Consider the following 22,617-nt stretch of genomic DNA (forward strand, 5'->3'; position numbering starts at 1 on the left):
ACATACTTCACAAAAGAATGGAAGGGTCGTCCCCACCATGCCAGCTAAGACGGGGACGCATACGAATTATATGTGTAGCCTCAGTATTATCATCTACCACAAATGCGATTCCTTTCTCAGAGCCCATTTTCATTATTGAATCTCCGAAATTGTCTTTCATATAAGTGGGCCTGACAGATTCAAGGACATTAATATCGTCCTGAGATGTGAGCCGGTGGCATATTACAAGATCGGATTGTGAAAGTACATCTGGATGAATGGATGCCGGACGCTGTGTCGCAAGTACAAGTGAAAGACCAGGTTGCCTTCCCTGTTTTAGCCATTCGTTAAGTAATACATCCGATGCAAGCGTTTCACCATGTACCGGTAAAAACTGCTGGGCTTCATCGATGAACATCCAGACCATAGGGATTCCTTTTACAACAGATTTGTCGCCCATCATTTTTCTTTCGTAGGAACGTCTGGCTTCCAGTCTCAAATGGTAAATGGTTCGGGCAATTGCACTCACAAGTGCAGACCTTAATGCCTCACTTCTGATCGTACTCACATCAATTACTGATGTAGAACCACCTTTTACAAGTTCTGCGATTCCCTCGCCTTTTTCCGAGAAAATGCCCCATGATTCTGCTGTCCTGAAATGATTTTCTACAGCACTTTTTGCAACAGAATCCGCGCGTTTATCTGTGCTAACTGAAGTAATGATATCTTCAAATGAAAAATCCTCTTTGTATTGCAACTCATCTATCAAGCGCACTATAAGAACCCCCGATGGAGATACCGTATCTATTCCAAAGAGCCTGCACCACTCATATCCATCCATATCAGATATCGATAGGGAAATTGGCTTTACACGTATATGCCTTTCTTCATATGAAGCAAGACTTCCTGCAGGTACAAAAACATCGACATCAAATGCTGTCGGTTTAAGCTTCCAGTTAAGGATTTGCTCTTTCTGGACATCATTGGTCTTTCCAAGAGTCCAGAAAATACCCATTGTATCAATGACGACTGATGAAACATTACTCTTAATTTCATCCGGGAGCATCATCATACCTTCCATGAGGACCGCCATTGTGTAGGATTTACCATAGCCTCTTTTACCTGCAATAAAAACTGCATGCGGTTTGTTTACATCCAGAGATACATGTGAGCCGGAAGAACGATCACGTGCAAGATACCTTCCCATGTAAAGAAGAACATCTTCACCTTTTCCACCAAGAATATATTGTTGCTTTGAAACACCTGCATTTAATGAATCTGACATACAGGATTTGAGAACATAGTTACAATATATAGTATTTTTGATTTTGTCTGAAAATATGAAATTTATATTTTTAAAAGATTGAAATGAATGACAGGAGACATTTAAAATTAAAATAGTGTCAGTATTTTAATTAATAAAGTATTTATAGGGACATCAATATGTAGGTGAAAGAGGAATCTCCGTCATCACATCATTCCCCTCTGATGCATTGATTCTTTTAATGTATCATACCCCAAACTTCACCCAAACCATCATTATGCGAGGTTCCTCATTTCTTTTCACAAATTCTTTTTTATGTATGAGTATATTCTTTCCATTTAAAATTCCCATAGGCTACGCAAGGAATATGGACATATAGTAACTGCACCTGAAACTGAAATCAATGCTATGGCATAGCTACATCGCAGAATTAGAAATAGAATGCTTCTGTGATTCCGGGAACCACAGAATATTAAGACTTTTATTTTTGGAGAATGAAATGTTTATGATAAAATCTTGTCAAGTTGTCCCATGGAACTTGCAAGTTTTATTTCCTGAGCGATTCTCTTACCGGTTGAAAGATTTGGTTCAACAAGATCAGAATAAGGAGATCCTGCAAGGTAAATGTTTGTACCTGCAACTATACGTGCTGATATTTCAAAGACCTTGATCTCAAGTTTGTCCGTGACAACTGTCTCCAGGCAGAAAGGACCGATCATACCGCCAAACAGTTCAAGTGACTGCTCAACAACCCTTTCTCCCAGATTGAATATCTTTGGGAGAAGTGATTCCCTGGCAACAAGCGGAACATTTCCGGTAACAACATAAGTAGGAATAATTTCAGCCTCTTCAAGCTCTTTTGGAGAACCAAGCCTGAAAATCTCGTCTGCATTGGACTCGACCCTGCGGTCCATGCTGAGCATCTCAAGGATACCTGTACTGAGTTTGTAGCCTTCTTCCCTCAGTGGTGAATAGAAGAAATGAAGATAATACCTTGTTCCTACAATGAATTCCTGTATCGTGAATTTCTCATTGGGATCGATATGTTCCTGGAATTCTTCATAGTTCTTGGCGATAAAGAAACCACGGCCGCCTTTTGCACCATGATATTTTACCATTACTGGGCCATCTATTTCCTGTGGTTTTACTACCCTTGGCATTTCAATTCCTGCGCCTTCAAGCCACTCACGTTCCATTTCCCTGTCGGACTCCCACTCGAGAACTTCCCTGTTACCAAAAGTTGGGATTGCAAGTTCAGCAAAAGCCTCTCCTCCCATATATTCCACAAATGAACCATGTGGGATAACAATAGCATTCTTTGCGCGTAGCTCAGCAAGAATATCCGGGATTTCCTTGTAGCTTCCAACTACAATGAATTCATCCGGTTTTGCAAGAGGGAAAGCATCGTAGAATCTTGGAGGCTCTTTTACACAGATACCTATGGTCCTGAAACCTTCCTGTCTTGCACCATAGAATATTTGAAGACTGGAATGAGAACAAACAGTGGCAATGCTCAGATTGTCCTGGTCATAATTCTCAACGATTTCCATTATTTCTTCTTTAGTAATCATAGTGTAATAGCCCCTAGAATTTACCTCATATTGTTCTTGCTATTCTTTAACTTTTCGAGTTACATTTTAAATTGTTATAAGTTCAAGTGAAATTGAACTTAAAGGAAATAATATAAATCAACGTTCATATACTGAAACTTATGGGAGAGAACGAAGAAAGTACGGGCTCAGAAAAAGTGCTTATTCTTCCTCTTAGTGAGGATTCAAAAAAAATAACCCAGTTGCTTTCAAATGAAAAAGCAATGAAGATGCTGGAGATACTTGCAGATAAACCAATGTCTGCCAGTGATGTTGCTGAAATGCTTGACATACCGCTTACAACAGTAAAGTATAATCTTGACGGACTAATTGAAGCAGACCTCATCAAAGTCAAGGAAACAAAATGGAGCCGCAAAGGCAGAGAAGTCAAAATATACGAACCTGTCCAGAAACTGATAGTTGTTGCCCCTGGAAGCATGAAAAAGGACAGAACTTCAATACTTAACATGCTTAAAAAATATCTTGGCCTTGTTGCCGGAGCTGTGTTTGCTGCAACAGGGCTTGAAGCTCTTAGCAGATACTCAATGTTTTCCTATGCACCGCAAATGGCACAGGATTCTGCCAGTACCAGGAGTTTTCCTGTTAATTCAGGAAACGAATCCATGGCAGCAATGACAAAAGAAGCACCTGCATATGAAACAGATAATTTTGCAGGATTTCAATATGATATGGATGAAAACGCATCTGATACTGTGCTCTGTGAACAAACCGTCACAGAGGAAATGCCTGCTGAGATTCCAACCGAGTCTGCAGAAATGACTCCAATAACATCGGACGGGGTACAGCCTGAAATGCTTGCTTCATCAACACCTAACGGAACTGATGCGGGTGCTGATGTGATGAGGGAAAGCGTGATGACAACAAACCAGACACCTGTTGAACCGCTTTCAAACACAGTAACAGATAACGTAACTGCAGCAGGAGGAGCTGTTACAGACTCATTTATTCACGGACTGTTGTCTCATGTAAGCGTATGGTTCTTCTTTGGCTGTATTTTTGTAATTACCCTTCTATTTGTAAGAGAAATGTATTATAGAAAAAAGAACATATGAAGCCAGAGTGAATTGTATGAGAGTTGCTCTGAAAATAGCATATGTAGGCACTGGCTACCATGGATCACAGGTCCAGCCGGATGTAGCTACAATAGAAGGCGAGCTGTTCAATGCACTCACGCAGCTTGAGATTATCGAAGATCCTAAAACTGCACGTTTTTCAAGTTCCGGAAGAACAGATGCAGGAGTACATGCAAGGGAACAAGTCGTTGCTTTTGATACTGATAAGCCAAACCTTGCAATCCCAAGGGTTATTAATTCAAAATTACCGAATTCAATCTGGGCATGGGCACATGCTGAAGTTCCTGACGATTTTGACCCCAGAAGATGGGCAATCAGCCGTAAATACAGGTATATAATGAGCGGAGAGCAGTATGATATTGCAAAAATAAGGGCTGCTTCAAAACTGCTTGTAGGGGAACATGATTTTGCTAATTTCTGCACCAAGGAAGGAGACAAAAGCACCATCCGCAATGTAGAAAAAATAGATGTTCGTGTTAGTGGAACCTTAACCAAGATAGACATCCAGGCAAACAGTTTCCTCTGGAACATGGTGAGGAAAATAGTCACAGCACTTACAATGGTTGGAAGCGAAGTCAGGGACGAAGAATGGCTTATGCAAATGCTTGAGCCGGAGTCATACGAAGAAGGATTGGAATCATCAGCGGCTTACGGCCTGACACTTATGGAAGTGGAATATCCTGAACCTATAGACTGGTGTGAGGATGCTTATGCCATAAGGAGAGCCACCGATAATGTACATGACTATCTGGTGCGACACAGGGTTATGGCTGAAGTGATGGACCACCTGGTTCCAAACGAATAATCATTTTTTACTATTTTAAGAGAATGCGTTGTACTGCAAGTATCCGGGATGTGGTCGTAGACTATGAACTGATCCGAAGGGATGTGAAAAATCCAAGGCTGGAGTTTCACGAAGGAGAGCTATATCTCATCGTTCCGAAATCGTTTAGGGAACATGAGAAAATAATCCGCAGGCACCAGAGATGGATATACAACCGTTATTCTAAAATGCAGAAGATTCAGGAATTAGAGCAGGATATTGAACTTGTAACAAACAGGTCAGTTGAAGAACTGAAAAGTCTTGTTTATAAATGTGTGGTGATTATTGAGGAAGAACTTGGAGTAAAACCTGAAAAAATAAGGTTCAGGAAAATGAAAACAAAATGGGGAAGCTGCAGTTCTAAGAAAAATCTCAATTTCAACACATTTATGCGATACCTGCCCGATGAGATGGTGAAGTATATTGTACATCATGAGATGGTCCATCTTATTGAACTGAATCATAGTCCCAGGTTCTGGAACTATGTGAAAAAGCGTTATCCTGATTATAAGGAATCAGAGACAAAGCTTTCAGCCTACTGGTCCCTGATACAGCAAAAGTGTCAAAATAATCAGTCATGAATCAAGCTAATCTTTGCGAAGAACCGTAAATGTCCTTGTGAGACTTTTGTGTACTTTTTGTGTGAACACATCTACAACCGTAAATCCAGCCTTTTCTGCAAACCCGACAACCTTCATCTCGGAAACTACAACTGCAAGCTTTCCGGTTTTAAGTACACGATGCATTTCTGCAAATGAATCCGTATACAGGTGATGAAGAGATTCTGCCCTTATAGCCGCAGACCTGCCATAAGGTGGATCCGTCACAATTGCATCCACTGATGAAGCTTTAAGTGAAACACGACATGCATCACCCACAAGCAATGTGTAATCAGCATCATATTCATCAAGGTTCATCTTTGCACCGTGGGATATCATGCGGCGGACTTCAATACCGATAACATGGGCACCTATGAGGCCTGCTTCAACAAGGATACCTGCCGTACCACTGAACGGATCGAAAAGTACCTCATCTGATCGTATTTGGGATATGTTCACAAGGGCTCTTGCAACTCTTGGCATAAGCACACCAGGGTAGAAAAATGGTTTTTTATGTGGCGCGCGGTGTTCATAGTCTCCCCTGTCAACTGTTGCTACAATTGAACCCAGGACTGCCTTGTTGGTCATGATTAAACGGAAAGTAACATCAGGTTCATTCAGGTTAGCCCTGAAACCTTTGCGATATATGCTGCCACCCAGTCTTCCTTCTATGAACTCCCTTTTGACATCACCGTGATGTTTTGCCCTCTTTGCACGGACAACATAGGTTTGCCCTTCTGACAGGTGCCCGGACAGATCAGAATTGTCGCACATATCTATTATCTGATCGGTTTCAACATCGCATATACCTACTACTTTCAGTATGTGATGGGACATTGCAAGCCTGCCTGCAATGAAGCGAAGTTTTGTGTCAATATCCTCACCTTCGATATCAACTACGAGGCACTGGTCATAGGATGCATGTTCCCTGAATGTCAGCCCTTCCATTGAAAGACAGGCGAAGACCTCTTTTACTGGCAGGACAGCGTGCTCACCGGATAACTCAAAAGCATACAGCATAATACCTGCAATAGAGAATAGAAGTAGTATTTAAAGCGTTTCAATGGAGAATTGAAAAAGAAAAACTAATTGAAAAGATTTAAAGAAAATATCAGAACATCAGTTCTAATGCTTCTTTTCCTGTCATACCTACTTTTATGCCAAGATTGATGGCTTTCTGGGTTGCCCCTACAACAGGTGCTGCAAGCACATCATCAAAGCTGTTCACACCTTTGACCTTCACAGCAACATCACCAAGAACTGATGCTGTTTCCATGTCAAGATAGCCACACATCACAAACCCCCTGTCTGCACGGATTACGAGTAATGATGCATTCTGCATAGCAAAACTCAAACCCATTGCAGTTCCGTTTTGAAGTTCGATATTTTCTATCAGCATAATATCACCTTAATCCTTTCAACTTTCCAGTATTAATCAGGATTGTTAGAGCCATCCAGATTTAATTTATTGAGCATTTCATCTGTATTGCCAGAAAACAGCCTGTCAAGAAAAGTTTCTAAACGTGTCTTCGTTGCAGATTCAGAAGAATCCTTAGTAGTATTTGCAGTTGTGTTTGCCGCATTATTTCCTTCAACTACTGGTTCTTCCTCTTCAACAGAATACTCAATTACCACTTCACCTGTAAAACCAAATTTTCCTTCAATAACAGTCCCTTTTGATGTTTCTTTCACTGACTCATTGTCAATTCCGTCAACCGATTTGAGCTCCATGCCTTCAGGCAAACTGATTGTAACATCTGTTTCAGGTTCTCCCTGGAACCACATCACAGAACCAGATTCATCAAGTGGGACCTTAAAATCATAAAATACTTTATATTCATTGACAATATCGCGTTCCTCGCCTGTAATCCCCAGGAGTTCAGAGGACATGTCTGTTTCAACACCAAGTAAAATAACATTCTTAGATGTATTGTCAATTTTCACGTCCATATTGTCCTCTATTGACTGCCTGAAGGATTTGCTCATTGAGACATCAGTTTTTAATAATTCCCAGGCAGCTACAAAGCCATCGTCATTCCCAAATTCCATATCAACATATTTTTTGAAAATGATAGACCTGTCACCGGAATAAGTTTCCGTGTAAGACCATGTCATGCTGTCTTTTTTTACAGTTATACTGTTATCCCAGTCATAAGCTGCACTTGCAGGAATGACTAGGACTGAAAAAAGAATAAAGATTAAAGATAAGAAACTCACGATTCTCAATCAAATCTCATCCTGATAGGTTATTTAGTTGTAACCTGACATCCGTCTTCTGTTACTATGACAGTGTGTTCTTTCTGCGAGACCATTCCACCTGCAACTTCTTTAAGTACAGGATATGAATGAACAATCCCTGCTTTTTCAAGCTGCATGAGAGCAAAGTCAAGTTGAGGAGTCTTTAACCACCTTTTTGCAAACGGAAGAGTCCTGTGAGGAGCAAGTTCCTTAAGGAGAGCTCTTGCAGCTGGTAAGCGCACAGGTTTTTTGTTCACCACCTGAAAAATCTCTGTCAACGTTCCGTCCACTACCTTTCCTGCACCATCTGTTGCAAAAGGTTCAATAGCTATTATGTCACCTGTTTTGAGTACAACCCCACTGCTCACTCTTTTGTTAGGTACACTTGGAGGAGCATGAGGAATATATTGTGAAAGTCCGTGTCCTGTTAGGTTTCCAACAGGTTTCAGATCATGTGCAAGAATTGCATCTTCTATAGCTGCTGCAATTTCTGCTGTGCTCACACCATTCTTTACAGTATCAATTGCTGCATCAAGCGCATCACTGGAAGCGTTTACCAGATCAGTGTACTTTCCTGAAAGGTCAATTGTGATTGCAGAGTCTGCAATGTAGCCGTCAACATGGACACCAAGGTCAAGTTTGATGACATCTTCACCAAAGACGGTTTCATCACCTGCAAGTGGTGTGGCGTGTGCCGCCTCATCATTACGGGATATATTACATGGGAATGCCGAACCATCAGCACCTAGTTCCACTGCGCGGTTTTCCACAAACTCAGCGATTTCCAGCAGGCTGACACCTACCTTTATCCTGTCTTTTGCCTCACTCCTTACCTGTGAGAGTATCTTTCCTGCTTTGAGATATTTGTCAATTATCTCTTCGATCTCCTTAACTTTGTCAGCCATGTAAAATCTCCTTATAGCACTTTAGTTGGCACTAATATACAAATTTCTTTTCCATTTCAGTCAGGTTCTCATGCCCGTCTGCTGTTACAAGAATCAGGTCTTCAAGACGGATGCCACCTACATCCGGATAGTATAATCCCGGCTCAATGGTGATGATATTTCCTTCCTCCAGTTCCACATCACTGTTGCCAACAAAGGGAAGTTCATGAATCTCAAGACCTACACCATGCCCTGTTGAATGAATAAAACCAACGGGGGAGCCGTCTCTTACTGTATCATATCCTTTTTCCTTAAAAACATCACAAACCTTGTTGTGTATGTCGCTGCATTTGACACCCGGTTTTACCATTTCAATACCAGCTTTCTGGGCTTCAAGAACTGCATCGTACATATCTTTTAGTTTGTCGGAAGGAGTTCCATGAAGAACTGTGCGGGTCATGTCAGCGTAGTATTTTTCTCTTTTACTGCGAGGGAAGATATCTATGACCACAGGTTCATCTGCCTTTATCGGGCCTTCGCCCTCCCAGTGAGGATTTGCTGAACCTTTTCCTCCTGCAACGATGGTGCTGTCTGCCTCACATCCATGTTCAAGAAGAGTCATATCGATTTCCTTGCGGATCATTTCTGATGTCAGGGCAAAACCACGATAATTGAGTATTCCCTCCACACTTTCAGATTTCCTTATCATTTCTGCAGCTGCCTTCATCGCAGTGTTACAGGCATCCTGTACTTTCCTGACAATTTTGATCTCAGATTCGTTCTTCTTTGCACGAAGCTGCAGGAATGGACTTTTTACCGCCTGTATGCTGAATCCTTCTTCCTTGAGAGTTTGGGCAATATGATATGGGAAATCCCTTGGGACTGCAATGTGCCTTGTACCCTCTTTTTGTAGAATCTCAGCGATGCAGTCGCAATAGGCAAGAGCAGGGTCCTGTCTTTCCTTTACCTTTGACCTGTAATCACAGCCCTGTAAAGTACGAATATCAGAGACCCTGGATTCCAGTTCAGCTCTTCCTTTTTCCATGTCGGAAATTAGTAGTATTTCACTACCATCTTTAATTTGAATGTAGGTGAACTCGTCTGAAGCTGAAAAACGGGTTGCGTAATAAATATCTGCATTGTTCGAATTGCCTACCATCAGATATGCATCTGACTTGTGGCTTTCCAGCGTTTTGGAAATATCGATAGGAACAGTTGATGAGGTCATAATATAATATCTAGTAGCTACTAGTACAAAATTGTTATCAAATGTCTAATTTGAAGATTACAGAATATATCCTGACATGAATTGTTATTTTTTGACCATAGTTCTGCATGCATAATTTGGCATTTATTCATACATTGCCAGGAGTTCTATGAACATAGAATGTGGATATATCCACATTCCGGTTATATACAGCTCCATGAATAGCAACTATTATGCACAACGCAAATCAGTACGTTTCACAGTTCACAAATGTCTCTGACTTCCTCAGGGATATTAAATATATAATACTGTTTTACGTACTGGGAGATTTCCTGACAACGGCCCATGCTCTTAACTATGGATTCGAAGAGAATGACTTCCTGGCGGCAGTTATGCAGAACTATGGCGTGGGTTCTCTCCTGATACTAAAAATCCTGTTCATTGGAATCGTGTACTGGAATTACACAATCCTGAAAGATTCAGATTCAAAATGGACAGATCTATTATGGAGATGGTCAAGGAAAGGAATTGCATTCGTAGGTCTGTTTCTGGTGGTAAACAACCTGATGGTCATATTCATGGAATGCAGCCTTGTGCAGATACTCCACACTGTGGCATTATGATGGTAAAAACGGAAAAACGTTCCAAAAACGACGCAAAACGGAAAAATGGAAAAACGTTCCAAAAACGGCGAAAAACAGAAAAACGGAAAAACGTCCCAAAAACGATGAAAAACGGGAAATCCACCATTTTTATTACATTTTCAACATCTTATCTCTTTTATCATGCATTATCTTGACATGATTCCTGCCAGCAGACCTATAGATATCACCATTAAAAGATACAATATTAAAACAAATAGTATCTTCATGGTAGGAAGGTTGGCTATGGAATTTATTCGTACCATAATATTCTATTAGTGCTTCATTATAAATAATTATTGAAGTTAAGCTTCTGAAAACAATGGAAGAGCACTTTGAACTGGATACATGTATAATTAGTGCATAATAGCCGAGAAAATACCTACAGATAACATCAAAAGAAGATAGAGAGAAATCATTAATATTAATCTTACTGCTGTGGATTTTCCGCATTTCGTAAACATAACAGTCTACAAAAAGACAGTAGTATTATAAATACATTTCTAATTATATCAAACATAGTGTGTTTGACAAACATGTGTGAATACATGAGCTGGAAAAGAGGTGTTGACAGGACAGATGAGCCAATGAACACTTATAATTACAGGAAGTCGTTTTTGAAGTAGCATTTGGAGAACACTAGAATAATCGACGGCTTCCATCTGACCTGTCTGACCCCTAGATATAATCTATGATATATGAATGTTACGAACATATTTAATAGTAATATTTTGTATGCGCTTTTAATAAGTTATCATAAACCGTACTAAACAAGCCTTGGTACGAAATCAAAATTGAAATACAAGCGCACATAACTGTTCCCATATAAAAAATGTGAAGCTATATTTTTCCTGCATTTCATATTAAGATCAGGAAAGTGTTCTAACTTAGATAAAATATGAACTTACAAAATTTCTCACTTGCCGTACAAAAAGAGTATTTTGAAAAAATGTAAGTTATATTCCTGTAATTCCTGCAAAGACCACTATTCCAAAAAGAAGAGCAATATACAGGATTGCAAGTATCAGTGCTTTGGCAGCAATCAAATTGCCGGAATCATTCATATGTACCACAATTTAACATTATATACATGCTATTTATATGTAGTTAAAATTCAAAAATTATTAAAACTGTATAATAAAGGTAAGTGAATATTGGAGAAAGTAATTAATTATTAAACCAAAAAATACAGGCACTATGAGAGAAACATATGTAAGCAGGTATAACAGATGAATTTTAGTCGGCTTATGTAAACCATACACCACATAATTAAGTACCAAGAAGAACTGAACATATTTATTAGACCTTTTTTGAAATATATTACTATATAAATTTTATAAAGATTCATATAAATAGTTTAAACATAGAAATAAAAATGTACCATTGATATTTTTAGAAAATATCGATAGAGACTCATTTACTAAACCGAGTGTGGGAAAATGCAAAATAGAAACATAATAGTAGGCGTAGCCTTGGTATTGTTACTTGCAACACAATCAGTTGCAGGTTGCACTTGTGAATCTCCAGAAGGATGTTATTACATCACAGTCACCGGAGAATATTACACAAGCGGATTTAACACAAATACGATTGATATTGGCTTAAAAATCAATTATGATGGTCAAAAAACAACCATTGTATATTGGGAAGATCTTGGTAGTGAACCAGCCATAGCACTTGATACTGATAAAACTGTAGTCAATATACTATCAGAAGAAAAATGTAAACATTATGTAAAGATAGAGCCTGTGTTCACTGCAAATGGAAATGAATACTCTCCAAGATACTTAAAATTATATTTTGACCAAGAACAAATTACAGTGTACCAAATTAAAGAAAAAGGTTTTGAAGACAACAGTATTAAAGCTACAATTAAACCAGTAATATGCAAAGAGGAAATACCCGAGTTCCCTACGATAGCATTACCTATAGCTGCAGTAATTGGATTGGCATTCATATTCCAGAACCGTAGAGAAGATTAAATCTAAGGGAACCACCCTTAGTTCTTTTTTAAAAACATAACATGTAGACAATAAGATAATAGCAGAAGAAATTATTAGGGCATAAATTTTTATTAAAAAGAGAAAATGCACCCGGAAATTCCGGGATTTGAGTTTTAACGCCCGAACCGGGATTCGAACCCGGGTCGGAGCCTCGACAGGGCTCCATGATAGGCCTCTACACTATTCGGACATTAGAGTTAATTTCGCTTGTGAGCACCCCTAAAAGGGCGTTCTTGTATATAAAGCTTTTTGTGAGTTGTTCATGATTTTGAAAGTCCCGCCTCCCAGACTCGAACCGGGGACATCGCGGTGCCTGCGCGTAATGTGACCATGCACATGAATCAAACTACAGCCGCGCACTCTACCAACTGAGTTAAAGCGGGTCTTACAAATCATGCTTCCGCACGACAGTGCCGTGCGATGCAACACTCCAATACGCATAATCATACTTAGCTCTTTCGCCGAAAAACAAGTTTGCACATGCGTAGTATATAAAGAAAAGCATTAAATGCGGCCAAAGTAAAAATCTAGAAAATTAAATAAAATAGGAAAGGCCTGAAAAACAAAAATGAAGTTGCCATGTCACTACAGGACAGGCGCACTTCAAAAGAAAGAATTAGAAAGTGTCCAGTTCTCCGTTGATAACCATCTTTGTTATCCTGGTTACATCAGAGAGCCAGTCGTCCATTATGACCTCAACTTCTGACTTAATAGAATTGAAGTTTGCACCATCAGCAGGAATTATCTGTGCACTGGCTACAAACGGCTGGTCTATTGGCTTACCTATCTGGGAAAGAAGCTTAATGTAAACATCATCTACATCAGGAACTGCCTTTACGATATCCTTTGCCATCTGGGTTGAAAGAAGATTGTATATCTTACCAATGTGGTTGATAGGATTCTTACCACTAGTTGCTTCCATACTCATTGGCCTGTTTGGTGTGATGAGTCCATTTGAGCGGTTTCCACGACCTACTGAACCATCATCCCCCATTTCTGCAGATGTACCGGTAACAGTCAGGAACACAGAATTCTTCTCGCAGTTATCTGCGGCATTGATGAATGTTGTTACTTTACGGTCTGTACGTTTGAGAGCAAGATCGGTAACATAGTCCACCATTTCTTCCTTGAGGTTAATGTAGTGGTCCATATCATCTATGTACTTACCAACCATACCGCAGCAGATGGTGAGCTGAATATCATCATTGTCTCTCAGACCCATTACCTTGATATCCGTTCCAATTCCCGGGATTTTCTTCTTGAGATCTGTGATAAGCATTCTCTCTGAATCATAAACAATCTGCTCAAGTTCTGAGAAGGGAGCATGGCCTACACCAAAGGAAGTATCATTTGCAACAGGAACCCTGTCTCTCTGGAAAACATCTCTTAGATCAGATGAACCTGTACCAAGTTTACAGTCAAGGATTATGTCACTCTCAAGGTCAAGGTCAACTATTGTGTTTCTGAGATAATTCTTAGCTGCTTTTATCGCAACAGCTTCAGCAGGAATCTCAACACCGTTGAATTCTTTGGTTGCCCTTCCGACAAGCAGAGTATAAATTGGCTGAATAACCTCTCCGCCTCCAAACTGAGGGTTTGATCTTCCTGCCACGATTTGAGTTTCATCGGTGTTATGGTGGAGAACCGCACCACATTTTTCGATATATTCCTTACACAGTGCACGGCTCATAGCTTCTGCCAGACCGTCGGAGATACTGTCAGGGTGACCTACTCCCTTCCTCTCCACAAGCTCAATCTGCTGTTTTTCCACCGGCGTTTCGATCAGGTGTTCAACTTTGATGTTTCGCATCATATTAATCCTCTAGAAGTCAATTAAAAGACAAATGAAAGAAAATAAATCAAATCGATTATGTATTCTTCGCTATATCAAGAACCTAATAGATATTTAATATTTACCGTCCAAAAATATAACTGATAGTAATAAGTACACGCGTGTTAAATTAACTACATTTTAATCTAAGCTCAGCGTGAACTCTATATGCTATAAAAGTCTTTCAAAGAACGTTCAATTGATACTGATTATAATTTCACAGAAGGATCCCCATGATACGTATTGCAATACCCAACAAAGGGCGCTTACATGACCCTACAGTAAACCTCCTCAAAGAGGCAGGCCTGCCTGTACTTGAAGGAGGGACAAGGAAACTTTTTGCCAAAACAACAGACCCTGAGATCACATATCTATTTGCAAGAGCCGCAGATATTCCGGAATATGTGCAGGATGGTGCCGCAGATGTAGGCATCACAGGTCTTGATCTTATTGATGAGACAGAATCCGACGTAGAAGTGCTGCTTGATCTGAAATTCGGCGGTGCAAATCTGGTACTTGCAGTGCCTGAAGATTCAAAAATCAGCTCTGCAGCGGACCTTCAGGGAATGCGCGTTGCAACTGAATTCCCAAACATCACTGCTAAATATTTCAAAAACCTTGGTGTTGATATCGAGGTTATAAAGGTAAGCGGTGCATGTGAAATGACACCACATGTCGGAATTGCCGATGCAATTGTTGACATTTCAAGTTCCGGAACAACTCTTGTAACCAATCATCTAAAGATGATAGAGAAAGTTTTCACTTCATCAGTTTACCTCATTGCAAATAAAAAGACAAGAGCTGACGATGAAAAGATCGAACAGATCCAGACAGCTGTTGAAAGCGTGCTCAGGGCAAAGGGCAAACGGTATCTTATGATGAACGTTCCTGAAACCGAGCTTGAAACCGTTAAAAAGGTACTTCCCGGAATGGCAGGACCAACAGTGATGAAGGTTGAGTCTGATAATTCAATACTTGCAGTTCATGCCGTAGTTGATGCATCCAGTATTTTTGCAACCGTTGGAGAGCTCAAAAAAGCAGGTGCAAAAGATATTCTTGTAGTGCCAATTGAAAGAATGATGCCTTAAATGAGGTCATATGTCATTTGAAGTGATTCCTGCCGTTGATATGAGAAACGGCAAATGTGTGCAACTTGTACAGGGCGTGCCCGGTAGTGAAATGGTTTCCCTCGACGATCCGGTTGCTGTGGCAAAAGACTGGGTATCCCAGGGTGCAAAGACCCTCCACCTGATCGATCTTGACGGCGCCATCGACGGAAAACGTAAGAATGCGCCGATTATCGAGAAAATAGTTAAAGAGTGTAAGCCACTTGGAATGAAAATCCAGGTCGGCGGCGGAATCCGTTCTTTTGAAAATGCTGCAGAGCTTCTGAACATCGGTGTTGACAGAGTCATATTAAGTACTGCTGCCATCAACAATCCACAACTTGTAAAAGAGCTTGCAGATGAATTTGGAAGCGAGCACATAAATGTAGCTCTGGATTCAAAGAATGGCAAAGTAGCCATTGATGGATGGAAAAAAGAGTCAGAATTCACAGCAGTTGAAATGGGAATCAAATTTGAGGAACTTGGTGCAGGAAGTATTCTGTTTACCAACATAGATTCTGAAGGACTTCTTCAGGGTGTAAACACTGCTCCTACCGAGGAACTGGCCAAATCCGTAAGTATTCCTGTAATTGCATCTGGTGGTGTAACTAAACTTGATGACCTCATTGCACTGAAGAATACCGGAGCAAAGGCAGTTGTTGTTGGAAGTGCACTATACATAGGTAAATTCACACTTCCAGAAGCGATAAATATTATCAGTGAAGATTTATAAAGAAATCAACTATAGAGAATCTAATCAACAGGTGCATCCATGAGAAAAGCAGAAATTTCACGCAAAACCAGCGAAACTGACATCTCCATTGGGATTGAGCTTGATGGAAAAGGCGTTGCAAACATTAGTACAGGTGTAGGTTTTTTTGACCATATGCTGACTGCTTTTACAAAACATGGAAACTTCGACCTCACTGTAAAAGCCACTGGAGACCTCATTGTAGATGACCACCACCTGATAGAAGATACAGGTATAGTCCTTGGTCAGGTACTGGCTGAAGCACTTGGAAACAAAGCAGGTATTGCAAGATTTGGAGAGGCACGTATCCCCATGGATGAAGCACTTGCAACAGTTGCACTTGACCTTGGAGGGCGAAGCTATCTTGTAATAGATGCAGACTTTAAAGCTCCTAAAGTTGGTGAGTTCAGCACCCAGATGGTAGACCACTTCTTCGAAGCCGTTGCCCAGAATGCAAAAATAAACATGCATGCTCATGTTTATGGCGACAACGACCACCACAAAATAGAAGCACTCTTTAAAGCATTCGCTTATGCTCTTAGAAGAGCAGTAGTTGTAGAAGGCGACGAGATTAAAAGCACTAAAGGAGTGCTTTGATCTTTACTAATATTCAGAATTATTCTATTTTCAAATATCATAATTCCAAATTCCGTATTATCGGAATTTATTTCTTAATTTCTCGTAAAATTCCTGTTCTTTACCACCGGTCTTTTTTGATAGTCTCTCTACTATCAATTCAGGAGTGCTTTTTGCGACATAATTATAGCGAGGATTTCTATCGACTACAAGATTCAATTCTGAATCCAGACCACTAGCCTCAATTCCATCAACCCGGATATTGCGGTTGGTATTTTCCAATATCTGCTCGGAAAGATGAGATACGAATATCGACATTGTACTGTCATTTTCCATTAACACTTCAAGTATCCCTGCCATTATTTTTGCTGATGCGCCCGGTTCAGTAATCGACTCCAGTTCATCAGCCAGAACGAATTTTGCAGATTCATCTGCCACCACTGAAAATTCAGTAAGGGTTGTTTCAAAAGCGCCTGCATCCAGCGTACCTTTTGATTTGGCGAAGTAGTACATTGACTCTGTAAGAGAGATTTCCATCATTTCTGCGGGAACCGGGAAACCCATGTGAGCAAGAATAATGCTTTGTGCAAGTAATTCCAGAAGGGAGGTCTTACCTCCCGAATTAACACCGCTTAAAAGTACAACGCGACTATCATCGTTTTCCAGGCCAAAGGAATTTTTACCAATGGAATAATCAACCGGAATTACATCCCCATGTCTTGAAAGAAGGAAAAGATTTCTTCCGCTCTTTAACCCAACACCTGCACCATCTATGATAGCAGGCATTGTAAGACCGTAAGTTCTTGAAAAGAGGCCAATTGCAAAACCCACGTCAAAATCAAGAACTGACTTCACCATCTCCCGGGAAAGTTCCCTGTAAGCAGATAATATACGGGAAACTTCACGTTTATGATTGAACTTTCTTTTCTGTGCCTTTTTGTCAAGGTATTGCCTTAAGTTGTTAAGACTTTCAACATCCGCCTCTATTGGATGCATTATTTCCTCAGGGAACAGAGAATCCACAAGTAAACGCTCTTTTTTCTCCAGGTGAAGTTCATTGCATATCCTTTCAACAGCATCCTTTACAACTGAACTATAATTCTTATGCAGCTTCTTACTCAGTATCTCTTTCAACTCCATTGAGCCATTCATGACCTTTAGCATGTCCTGACCACTCAACGTCATCTGGCTATTCTCAAGAGATGAGTTCAGTTCTTCATTTACAGAACTGACAGTCTCAGCAACAACGACATTGAGACTTGAAATTGCATCGGATATCCTGTCAAGTTCAGCATCCATCCCGTGAACAATGTCACCATCCTCATCAATAAGAGCAAGGGTCGATGATAACATTTCAATTGCATCGTCATCCATTTTCTCAAAAAAACTCACTCCTTTTGACCGTAGCAGTCTCACTAAATTCACAGAGGACTCAAGGGAGCTGAGATTACGGGAAAACAGGAATATTTCTTTTTCCGGTATTATTTTATAATCATCGAGATCATCGAGATCAGATACAAATTCAGGTTCTATATCTTCAGGGAAATCAAAAGCCAGGAATTTATCACCTACTGCGATTACCTGTGAAAAACCTCTGGAAATATCTATTAGCTCTGATAGAGACCTTGCAAAATGGACATCAACTAAACCAGAAAATCGTTTTCTTGCAGATTCATAGTATTCCTGATCTGATGTGATTATCACACGATCGCGTATTTTTGGACATTGGTACCTGAAATTAAGCTGGGAGACCGTTGACAGCAAATCAGCAATACTATCATCGCCTTCCAGCAGACTTGCTGTATGCATATAATATGAAACAGATTCTCTTACCTGCATGATTTTTTCTGCTTTTGTGGAAGGATATGGGAAGAACACATGTAATTTCTCCCTGGAATAACCTGTATGAGCAAACTCACGTACAAGATCAAGCAATTTCTCGTAGACATCCATTGCCTCCCGTGTTCTCAAAAAATCAGCCATGGTTACGCCTTCCACCCTTGATGCAACATCCTGTATCAATGATATAGCATAGCGTTGCCCTATTCCTTCAACTTCTGAAATGCTGGCAATATCCCCTGCCAGTATCGCATCAAGTGCCTGAACCTCACTACCAAAATGTTCCACGAAACGTTTTGACATCTTATCCCCAATACCAGGAATATCCTGTAATGTCCTTACTTCTGCCATCATTTAAATCATACCTCCGACCCGGATGCAAAATTGTCGAGAGTACAATTTGCGATCCCCCTTTCAACTTTATACCTGTCCCTTTCGGACATCTTGCTCATTGAAGCTGAGGTCTTGGGTTGCAATTGCTTTGCATGTGTCTTGTTTCTCCTCTTAGGGATTGCCTGTGAATCATAATACATGTCCCACAGGTCATCTATCTCATCAGTAGTCGATATGAATTCCAGACTTCCTGCAAGGGAAGCAGGGATATTTGTATAATGATCCAGTCCCACATGTCTTCCATTTCCTATCCATGCAACATCCCTTTGAATCACTGCAACCGGAAGATCAGGATTTTTTCTTGCAAGCCATCGACAGAACATATCTCCAATGTGGTGCGGAGAATCTACTTTTACAGAAAGCACACCATTCACAGAATATGGACGTGCAAACATACACAAACGGTGATATGAACGACTAACATCACGCATGTAATTATAGTATTTTTTTCCGGTTCTTGTCTTGCCTGAATATAGCAATTCGACATTACCTTCACATGAAATCAAAAAGTTCACCAGCTCAATAGGACTTGAACTACGATGCCTCAGAACCATTGAAATGTAACCTTCAACATCAGGGTCACGCTGGAACATCCTTGCTCTTTGTGAACCGAAAATGTAGCATACAATTTTAGAAGTATCAACTGTCGCCCTGAATCCCAGCATTTTTACGTCAGTTATACCTGCAAACTCCATTTTCTGCTTCAGTGATTCCCTGTCCTTTGCACTGATGAGTTTGCAATCTTTATTCGCCATAAGTTCTGCACATGCAAGCAGAACACCTTCCACATTTTCCCTGAATGCTACTATCATGCTCCCACACCTGTAAATGAGAAGAGATTTGTCTGTCTTTTTCCATTGAGTTCAATAAAAGGCCTGGCACGACTGATAACCACACCCATACGTGAAAGTTCCTTTTCTGAATTAATCGGTCTTGACTGGATTATCCTGTTTGCACCCACCGGCCCAATTCCCGGCACTTTGAGCAAGTCGTCTCTGTTTGCGGTATTCACATTGATAGGGAACATATCAGGATTACATGAAGCAAGAAGCATCTTTGGATCCATATCCATAAGGAAACCATTATCGTCAAGAACAGAATCCAGATCACATGCAGTCATGCCATAATCTTTCAGAAGATAAGATGTCTGGTAAAGCCTTATCTCCCTCCACATAGGAGATGGAGCATTGTTCTCAAGAGGCGTGAATGGAACCGGATCAAAACTCATGAAATATGGTCTTCTTAGCTCATACCTGTTCATAAAATTCTCAACGGTTCCGATAATTTCCCTGTCAGATTCCTGAACTGCGCCCACCACAAATTGAGTGTCATTCGCACCTATAATGCGGCCTCTAAAACCTTCTTCCTTTCTTTTTTTGTTGATGAGATCACGGGTCCATTGCAAGCGCTGGAGTACATCATTCTTGTAATCAAAGTTCGGGCAGATCTCCGAGTAATTTATTGTACTTGTAGTCTCTGCATTTACCCCAAACTTGTTTGCACACTCAGCGATCTCCTCCAGCAGATACTTAGGTGTCCCCGGCATCACACGAATGTGTATGTAACCTGTGAATCCCTGCCCCCGAAGAAGCCTTGCTACCTCCAGTTGCTTCTCAGCAGTCCTCTCGGCATCACCAATAACACCTGATGACAGGAATAAACCCTCAATTGCATTTCTGCGATAGAATGACCACGTGATTTTCGTAATCTCTTCCGGACTTAACGATGCCTTCACAGAATCCCTGCCGCACCTGTTAGGACAATATGTGCACTCCCCGGAGCAGGCATTTGTCATCAGTGTTTTGTAGAGCTGTATGCAGCGGCCATCGGGTCCGAAAGCATGACAGACAGCGCTCTGGTTGCAACTATCATACTTCGTGCCTTCGGACAATACTCTCATCCTTTCCATAAGCGTCATATGGTGCTCATTAGCAGGACTTCTGTGGTTCATCAGTGAAGAATATGCAGAGAAGAATATAAGCAACCTGTAAGCGGGGTGAAAGTATTCGATGAAAAGGCTGATGTGATAACACTAAAAAACAAACAAAAAACAGAGATACAAATCCAAATATGGGGTTTAAAGAAATGAAATCAGAAGAACGGGTAACCGTTCCTCAGAACAATTACTCTTCAGCAATCTTTACTTTAACTTTCAAGATACTGATAGGCTCAAGTTTTTTCCACATAACTGTGGAATTCTTGTCAAAAACAAATTCATTGACATTCTTGTCAGAGAAAACACCATCGACTTCGTAGACAAAGAAACCTTCCTCGCCGTTTGTGGAAACAATATTATCTTGGCCGTGAACGTCTTTTACTTCAACAACTGCTGCTTTCTTAAGTGCCTGAAGCAATGTTGCACCCTTTTCAACTTCAACAGTCCTGGAAGGTGCAAATATATCAAGTGCATGGAAAATATTCTTGTTATTAAGCTGCAGGACATGGGTCTTTCCATAAACCTTGCGCTGTATAAGGTCAGCATCTTCCAGTATATTTGCGTGCTTTGCAGCAACCGGCACAGAGATGCTGAGCTCCCTTGCGAGTTCTGATATGTGCATTTCGCCCTCAGTCAGCCTTTGAAGCATCCTGAGTCTGGTTTCACTTCCAAGAGCGCTAAACAGCTTAAGACGGTCAGTATGCTCTGGATTCTCGGATTCATTGTTATCGAGAGTGCTCATAATTAGAAGTAATTCATGTGTACCATATATAGTTTTCTGCGAAAACAGCCCATCAAACGGTTCGTATCTTGAAAAAATAAAAAAATAAAACTAAAAATACTAATAATAAAAAGAAAAGTAATAATAAATATAACTTACTTGCGTAATGCTTGTGTCTGTATATACAATTTCTCATCAAGAGAGCGCAAGTCAGTTGCGACAAATTCATGCGTCAGATAATCAGGAGACACCATATCAACTATCTGCGAGCAATTCTCACTTGAAAATGGCATATGCTGATCCATCTGGTCCAGTATTCCCATCACAGACATTAATCGTTCATGGAAAGGCAATTCTTCAAAACCTTCCGGAATTTCCAGATCCATAGAGTTGCGCATGAACTCGCCCGACAGACTGCAATGAAAATGCATTCCTTCTATTTTCTTAATGAAGTCCTCCGAATGTCTGGAAAGAAGATCAAGAACTACATTGATAGAGCAATTTTCGTCATCACATTTCATTGTGGCATTCATCAGGTGACCCGTATCAAGAACAAAAGCCCAGTTATCAAAATCAAGCAATGATGAAAAGTATTCAACATTCATAGAATCAAGGAATGTAAGTCCCGGCCACCACAGATTTTCAAAGAACAATCTAACCGGGGGCTCTCCATCAGGATAAACAGAAACAGCTTTATTCAAAAAATCTGCTGTCGTTTCAAGCACATCATTATCTGTGCAGTTAAAACAGCGTGTGTAGACCTGTTCCAGTTCCGCATAAGATACATGAAAAACCGCATATTCCGCCTCCAGAATATGAGCATTATCAAGGGCTTTTCTGAAAGTCCCAATCACTTCGTCCTGGCTTCCGCCGCCAAAAACATAGATCCTTTCAAACTCCTCCATATCCTGTGTAAATACAGACGGATCAGCCCATGCCCTGTGCCTTCCCATCCAGTAAGGCAGGTGGACTCCTACAATCAGATCCTTTGGTACATCATTAGGAAGAGGGGAGGAATCCACAAAAAGTTCCAGGCCATCAAGATCATGCCGAACAAGGAAATTCCGTATCTTTCCCCAATCAGAATCAAACATTTTCATGTCATTCTCATACAAAGAGAAGTTCACCGTCTCTTTCATAACT

The 22,617-nt window shown here is 40.5% G+C and carries 21 protein-coding genes and 2 tRNA genes; 8 read left to right on the forward strand and 15 right to left on the reverse strand.

Features of this window, described 5'->3' with window-relative positions:
• Positions 1 to 7: 7 nt before the first annotated feature.
• Both METTI_RS06485 and METTI_RS06490 read right to left on the reverse strand, forming a co-directional pair.
• Complete coding sequence (locus METTI_RS06485; protein ID WP_023845022.1) at positions 8 to 1,264, reverse strand: ATP-binding protein; 1,257 nt, start codon at positions 1,262 to 1,264, stop codon at positions 8 to 10.
• Between the two features lie 482 nt (positions 1,265 to 1,746).
• Positions 1,747 to 2,814: a formate--phosphoribosylaminoimidazolecarboxamide ligase gene (locus tag METTI_RS06490; RefSeq protein WP_023845023.1), complete on the reverse strand. Its 1,068-nt coding sequence runs from the start codon at positions 2,812 to 2,814 to the stop codon at positions 1,747 to 1,749.
• A 140-nt stretch (positions 2,815 to 2,954) separates the two neighbouring features.
• Here METTI_RS06490 and METTI_RS15540 point away from each other — a divergent pair, with 140 nt between their 5' ends.
• From METTI_RS15540 to METTI_RS06505, 3 genes are read left to right on the forward strand one after another with little or no spacing between them, the layout of a single operon-like run.
• Positions 2,955 to 3,905: an ArsR/SmtB family transcription factor gene (locus METTI_RS15540; RefSeq protein ID WP_023845024.1), complete on the forward strand. Its 951-nt coding sequence runs from the start codon at positions 2,955 to 2,957 to the stop codon at positions 3,903 to 3,905.
• A 16-nt stretch (positions 3,906 to 3,921) separates the two neighbouring features.
• Entirely contained in the window at positions 3,922 to 4,731 is an 810-nt protein-coding gene (gene truA / locus METTI_RS06500) for a tRNA pseudouridine(38-40) synthase TruA (protein ID WP_023845025.1), read from the forward strand.
• Positions 4,732 to 4,754: 23 nt separating this feature from the next.
• The gene (locus METTI_RS06505) at positions 4,755 to 5,330 is read left to right on the forward strand and encodes a M48 family metallopeptidase (protein WP_023845026.1); all 576 of its coding nucleotides are present in this window, start codon (positions 4,755 to 4,757) and stop codon (positions 5,328 to 5,330) included.
• Between the two features lie 6 nt (positions 5,331 to 5,336).
• Here the strand turns inward: METTI_RS06505 and METTI_RS06510 are convergent, their stop codons facing one another.
• From METTI_RS06510 to METTI_RS06530, 5 genes are all read right to left on the reverse strand, one after another.
• A complete protein-coding gene (locus tag METTI_RS06510; protein WP_023845027.1) occupies positions 5,337 to 6,368 on the reverse strand; it encodes a TRM11 family SAM-dependent methyltransferase in 1,032 nt (343 codons plus the stop codon).
• Between the two features lie 91 nt (positions 6,369 to 6,459).
• Positions 6,460 to 6,747: a YunC family protein gene (locus METTI_RS06515; RefSeq protein ID WP_023845028.1), complete on the reverse strand. Its 288-nt coding sequence runs from the start codon at positions 6,745 to 6,747 to the stop codon at positions 6,460 to 6,462.
• Between the two features lie 32 nt (positions 6,748 to 6,779).
• The gene (locus tag METTI_RS06520; RefSeq protein WP_023845029.1) at positions 6,780 to 7,574 is read right to left on the reverse strand and encodes a hypothetical protein; all 795 of its coding nucleotides are present in this window, start codon (positions 7,572 to 7,574) and stop codon (positions 6,780 to 6,782) included.
• Between the two features lie 20 nt (positions 7,575 to 7,594).
• Positions 7,595 to 8,491, reverse strand: coding sequence for a type II methionyl aminopeptidase (gene map / locus METTI_RS06525; protein ID WP_023845030.1), 897 nt, complete (start codon positions 8,489 to 8,491; stop codon positions 7,595 to 7,597).
• 31 nt (positions 8,492 to 8,522) lie between these two features.
• On the reverse strand, positions 8,523 to 9,698 hold the full coding sequence (locus tag METTI_RS06530) for a M24 family metallopeptidase (RefSeq protein ID WP_023845031.1): 1,176 nt from the start codon (positions 9,696 to 9,698) through the stop codon (positions 8,523 to 8,525).
• 212 nt (positions 9,699 to 9,910) lie between these two features.
• Here METTI_RS06530 and METTI_RS06535 point away from each other — a divergent pair, with 212 nt between their 5' ends.
• Both METTI_RS06535 and METTI_RS06540 read left to right on the forward strand, forming a co-directional pair.
• Complete coding sequence (locus METTI_RS06535) at positions 9,911 to 10,300, forward strand: hypothetical protein (RefSeq protein WP_023845032.1); 390 nt, start codon at positions 9,911 to 9,913, stop codon at positions 10,298 to 10,300.
• Between the two features lie 1,457 nt (positions 10,301 to 11,757).
• On the forward strand, positions 11,758 to 12,300 hold the full coding sequence (locus METTI_RS06540) for a PEF-CTERM sorting domain-containing protein (protein ID WP_023845033.1): 543 nt from the start codon (positions 11,758 to 11,760) through the stop codon (positions 12,298 to 12,300).
• 138 nt (positions 12,301 to 12,438) lie between these two features.
• Here the strand turns inward: METTI_RS06540 and METTI_RS06545 are convergent.
• The 3 genes from METTI_RS06545 to METTI_RS06555 form a co-directional block, all read right to left on the reverse strand.
• Positions 12,439 to 12,511 (reverse strand) — tRNA-Asp (locus METTI_RS06545).
• 85 nt (positions 12,512 to 12,596) lie between these two features.
• Positions 12,597 to 12,704, reverse strand: a tRNA-Tyr gene (locus tag METTI_RS06550).
• Between the two features lie 233 nt (positions 12,705 to 12,937).
• Positions 12,938 to 14,134, reverse strand: coding sequence for a methionine adenosyltransferase (locus METTI_RS06555; RefSeq protein WP_023845034.1), 1,197 nt, complete (start codon positions 14,132 to 14,134; stop codon positions 12,938 to 12,940).
• Positions 14,135 to 14,385: 251 nt separating this feature from the next.
• Here METTI_RS06555 and hisG point away from each other — a divergent pair, with 251 nt between their 5' ends.
• Genes hisG through hisB form a run of 3 tightly spaced genes read left to right on the forward strand, consistent with a single transcriptional unit; the run spans position 14,386 to position 16,606 of the window.
• Positions 14,386 to 15,240: an ATP phosphoribosyltransferase gene (hisG, locus tag METTI_RS06560; protein WP_023845035.1), complete on the forward strand. Its 855-nt coding sequence runs from the start codon at positions 14,386 to 14,388 to the stop codon at positions 15,238 to 15,240.
• A 10-nt stretch (positions 15,241 to 15,250) separates the two neighbouring features.
• A complete protein-coding gene (gene hisA / locus METTI_RS06565) occupies positions 15,251 to 15,991 on the forward strand; it encodes a 1-(5-phosphoribosyl)-5-[(5-phosphoribosylamino)methylideneamino]imidazole-4-carboxamide isomerase (protein ID WP_023845036.1) in 741 nt (246 codons plus the stop codon).
• Positions 15,992 to 16,030: 39 nt separating this feature from the next.
• Complete coding sequence (hisB, locus tag METTI_RS06570) at positions 16,031 to 16,606, forward strand: imidazoleglycerol-phosphate dehydratase HisB (RefSeq protein WP_023845037.1); 576 nt, start codon at positions 16,031 to 16,033, stop codon at positions 16,604 to 16,606.
• A gap of 57 nt (positions 16,607 to 16,663) precedes the next feature.
• On the opposite strand, the gene METTI_RS06575 is transcribed toward hisB, so the two are convergent.
• From METTI_RS06575 to METTI_RS06595, 5 genes are all read right to left on the reverse strand, one after another.
• A complete protein-coding gene (locus METTI_RS06575) occupies positions 16,664 to 18,778 on the reverse strand; it encodes a MutS-related protein (RefSeq protein ID WP_023845038.1) in 2,115 nt (704 codons plus the stop codon).
• A 5-nt stretch (positions 18,779 to 18,783) separates the two neighbouring features.
• Positions 18,784 to 19,629, reverse strand: coding sequence for a DUF4130 domain-containing protein (locus METTI_RS06580; protein ID WP_023845039.1), 846 nt, complete (start codon positions 19,627 to 19,629; stop codon positions 18,784 to 18,786).
• Positions 19,626 to 20,768, reverse strand: a complete 1,143-nt coding sequence (locus METTI_RS06585; RefSeq protein ID WP_048135243.1) for a radical SAM protein — start codon at positions 20,766 to 20,768, stop codon at positions 19,626 to 19,628. The genes METTI_RS06580 and METTI_RS06585 overlap by 4 nt, the downstream gene beginning before the upstream one ends.
• A 172-nt stretch (positions 20,769 to 20,940) precedes the next feature.
• Positions 20,941 to 21,495, reverse strand: coding sequence for a helix-turn-helix domain-containing protein (locus METTI_RS06590; RefSeq protein ID WP_023845041.1), 555 nt, complete (start codon positions 21,493 to 21,495; stop codon positions 20,941 to 20,943).
• Positions 21,496 to 21,629: 134 nt separating this feature from the next.
• On the reverse strand, positions 21,630 to 22,613 hold the full coding sequence (locus METTI_RS06595; protein ID WP_023845042.1) for an apurinic/apyrimidinic endonuclease family protein: 984 nt from the start codon (positions 22,611 to 22,613) through the stop codon (positions 21,630 to 21,632).
• Between the last annotated feature and the right edge of the window lie 4 nt (positions 22,614 to 22,617).

It is taken from the genome of Methanolobus tindarius DSM 2278, assembly GCF_000504205.1.
Lineage (GTDB): Archaea > Halobacteriota > Methanosarcinia > Methanosarcinales > Methanosarcinaceae > Methanolobus > Methanolobus tindarius.

What these genes read in the sequence shown, in the direction of transcription:
- METTI_RS06515 (WP_023845028.1), bottom strand. Translation starts at nt 6,747, where the DNA reads ATGCTGATAGAAAATATCGAACTTCAAAACGGAACTGCAATGGGTTTG.
- METTI_RS06535 (WP_023845032.1), top strand. Translation starts at nt 9,911, where the DNA reads ATGCACAACGCAAATCAGTACGTTTCACAGTTCACAAATGTCTCTGAC.
- METTI_RS06555 (WP_023845034.1), bottom strand. Translation starts at nt 14,134, where the DNA reads ATGATGCGAAACATCAAAGTTGAACACCTGATCGAAACGCCGGTGGAA.
- METTI_RS06590 (WP_023845041.1), bottom strand. Translation starts at nt 21,495, where the DNA reads ATGAGCACTCTCGATAACAATGAATCCGAGAATCCAGAGCATACTGAC.
- METTI_RS15540 (WP_023845024.1), top strand. Translation starts at nt 2,955, where the DNA reads ATGGGAGAGAACGAAGAAAGTACGGGCTCAGAAAAAGTGCTTATTCTT.
- METTI_RS06580 (WP_023845039.1), bottom strand. Translation starts at nt 19,629, where the DNA reads ATGATAGTAGCATTCAGGGAAAATGTGGAAGGTGTTCTGCTTGCATGT.
- METTI_RS06485 (WP_023845022.1), bottom strand. Translation starts at nt 1,264, where the DNA reads ATGTCAGATTCATTAAATGCAGGTGTTTCAAAGCAACAATATATTCTT.
- METTI_RS06530 (WP_023845031.1), bottom strand. Translation starts at nt 9,698, where the DNA reads ATGACCTCATCAACTGTTCCTATCGATATTTCCAAAACGCTGGAAAGC.
- METTI_RS06505 (WP_023845026.1), top strand. Translation starts at nt 4,755, where the DNA reads ATGCGTTGTACTGCAAGTATCCGGGATGTGGTCGTAGACTATGAACTG.
- METTI_RS06510 (WP_023845027.1), bottom strand. Translation starts at nt 6,368, where the DNA reads ATGCTGTATGCTTTTGAGTTATCCGGTGAGCACGCTGTCCTGCCAGTA.
- truA (WP_023845025.1), top strand. Translation starts at nt 3,922, where the DNA reads ATGAGAGTTGCTCTGAAAATAGCATATGTAGGCACTGGCTACCATGGA.
- hisG (WP_023845035.1), top strand. Translation starts at nt 14,386, where the DNA reads ATGATACGTATTGCAATACCCAACAAAGGGCGCTTACATGACCCTACA.
- hisB (WP_023845037.1), top strand. Translation starts at nt 16,031, where the DNA reads ATGAGAAAAGCAGAAATTTCACGCAAAACCAGCGAAACTGACATCTCC.
- METTI_RS06540 (WP_023845033.1), top strand. Translation starts at nt 11,758, where the DNA reads ATGCAAAATAGAAACATAATAGTAGGCGTAGCCTTGGTATTGTTACTT.
- METTI_RS06595 (WP_023845042.1), bottom strand. Translation starts at nt 22,613, where the DNA reads ATGAAAGAGACGGTGAACTTCTCTTTGTATGAGAATGACATGAAAATG.
- METTI_RS06585 (WP_048135243.1), bottom strand. Translation starts at nt 20,768, where the DNA reads ATGAACCACAGAAGTCCTGCTAATGAGCACCATATGACGCTTATGGAA.
- METTI_RS06490 (WP_023845023.1), bottom strand. Translation starts at nt 2,814, where the DNA reads ATGATTACTAAAGAAGAAATAATGGAAATCGTTGAGAATTATGACCAG.
- hisA (WP_023845036.1), top strand. Translation starts at nt 15,251, where the DNA reads ATGTCATTTGAAGTGATTCCTGCCGTTGATATGAGAAACGGCAAATGT.
- map (WP_023845030.1), bottom strand. Translation starts at nt 8,491, where the DNA reads ATGGCTGACAAAGTTAAGGAGATCGAAGAGATAATTGACAAATATCTC.
- METTI_RS06575 (WP_023845038.1), bottom strand. Translation starts at nt 18,778, where the DNA reads ATGATGGCAGAAGTAAGGACATTACAGGATATTCCTGGTATTGGGGAT.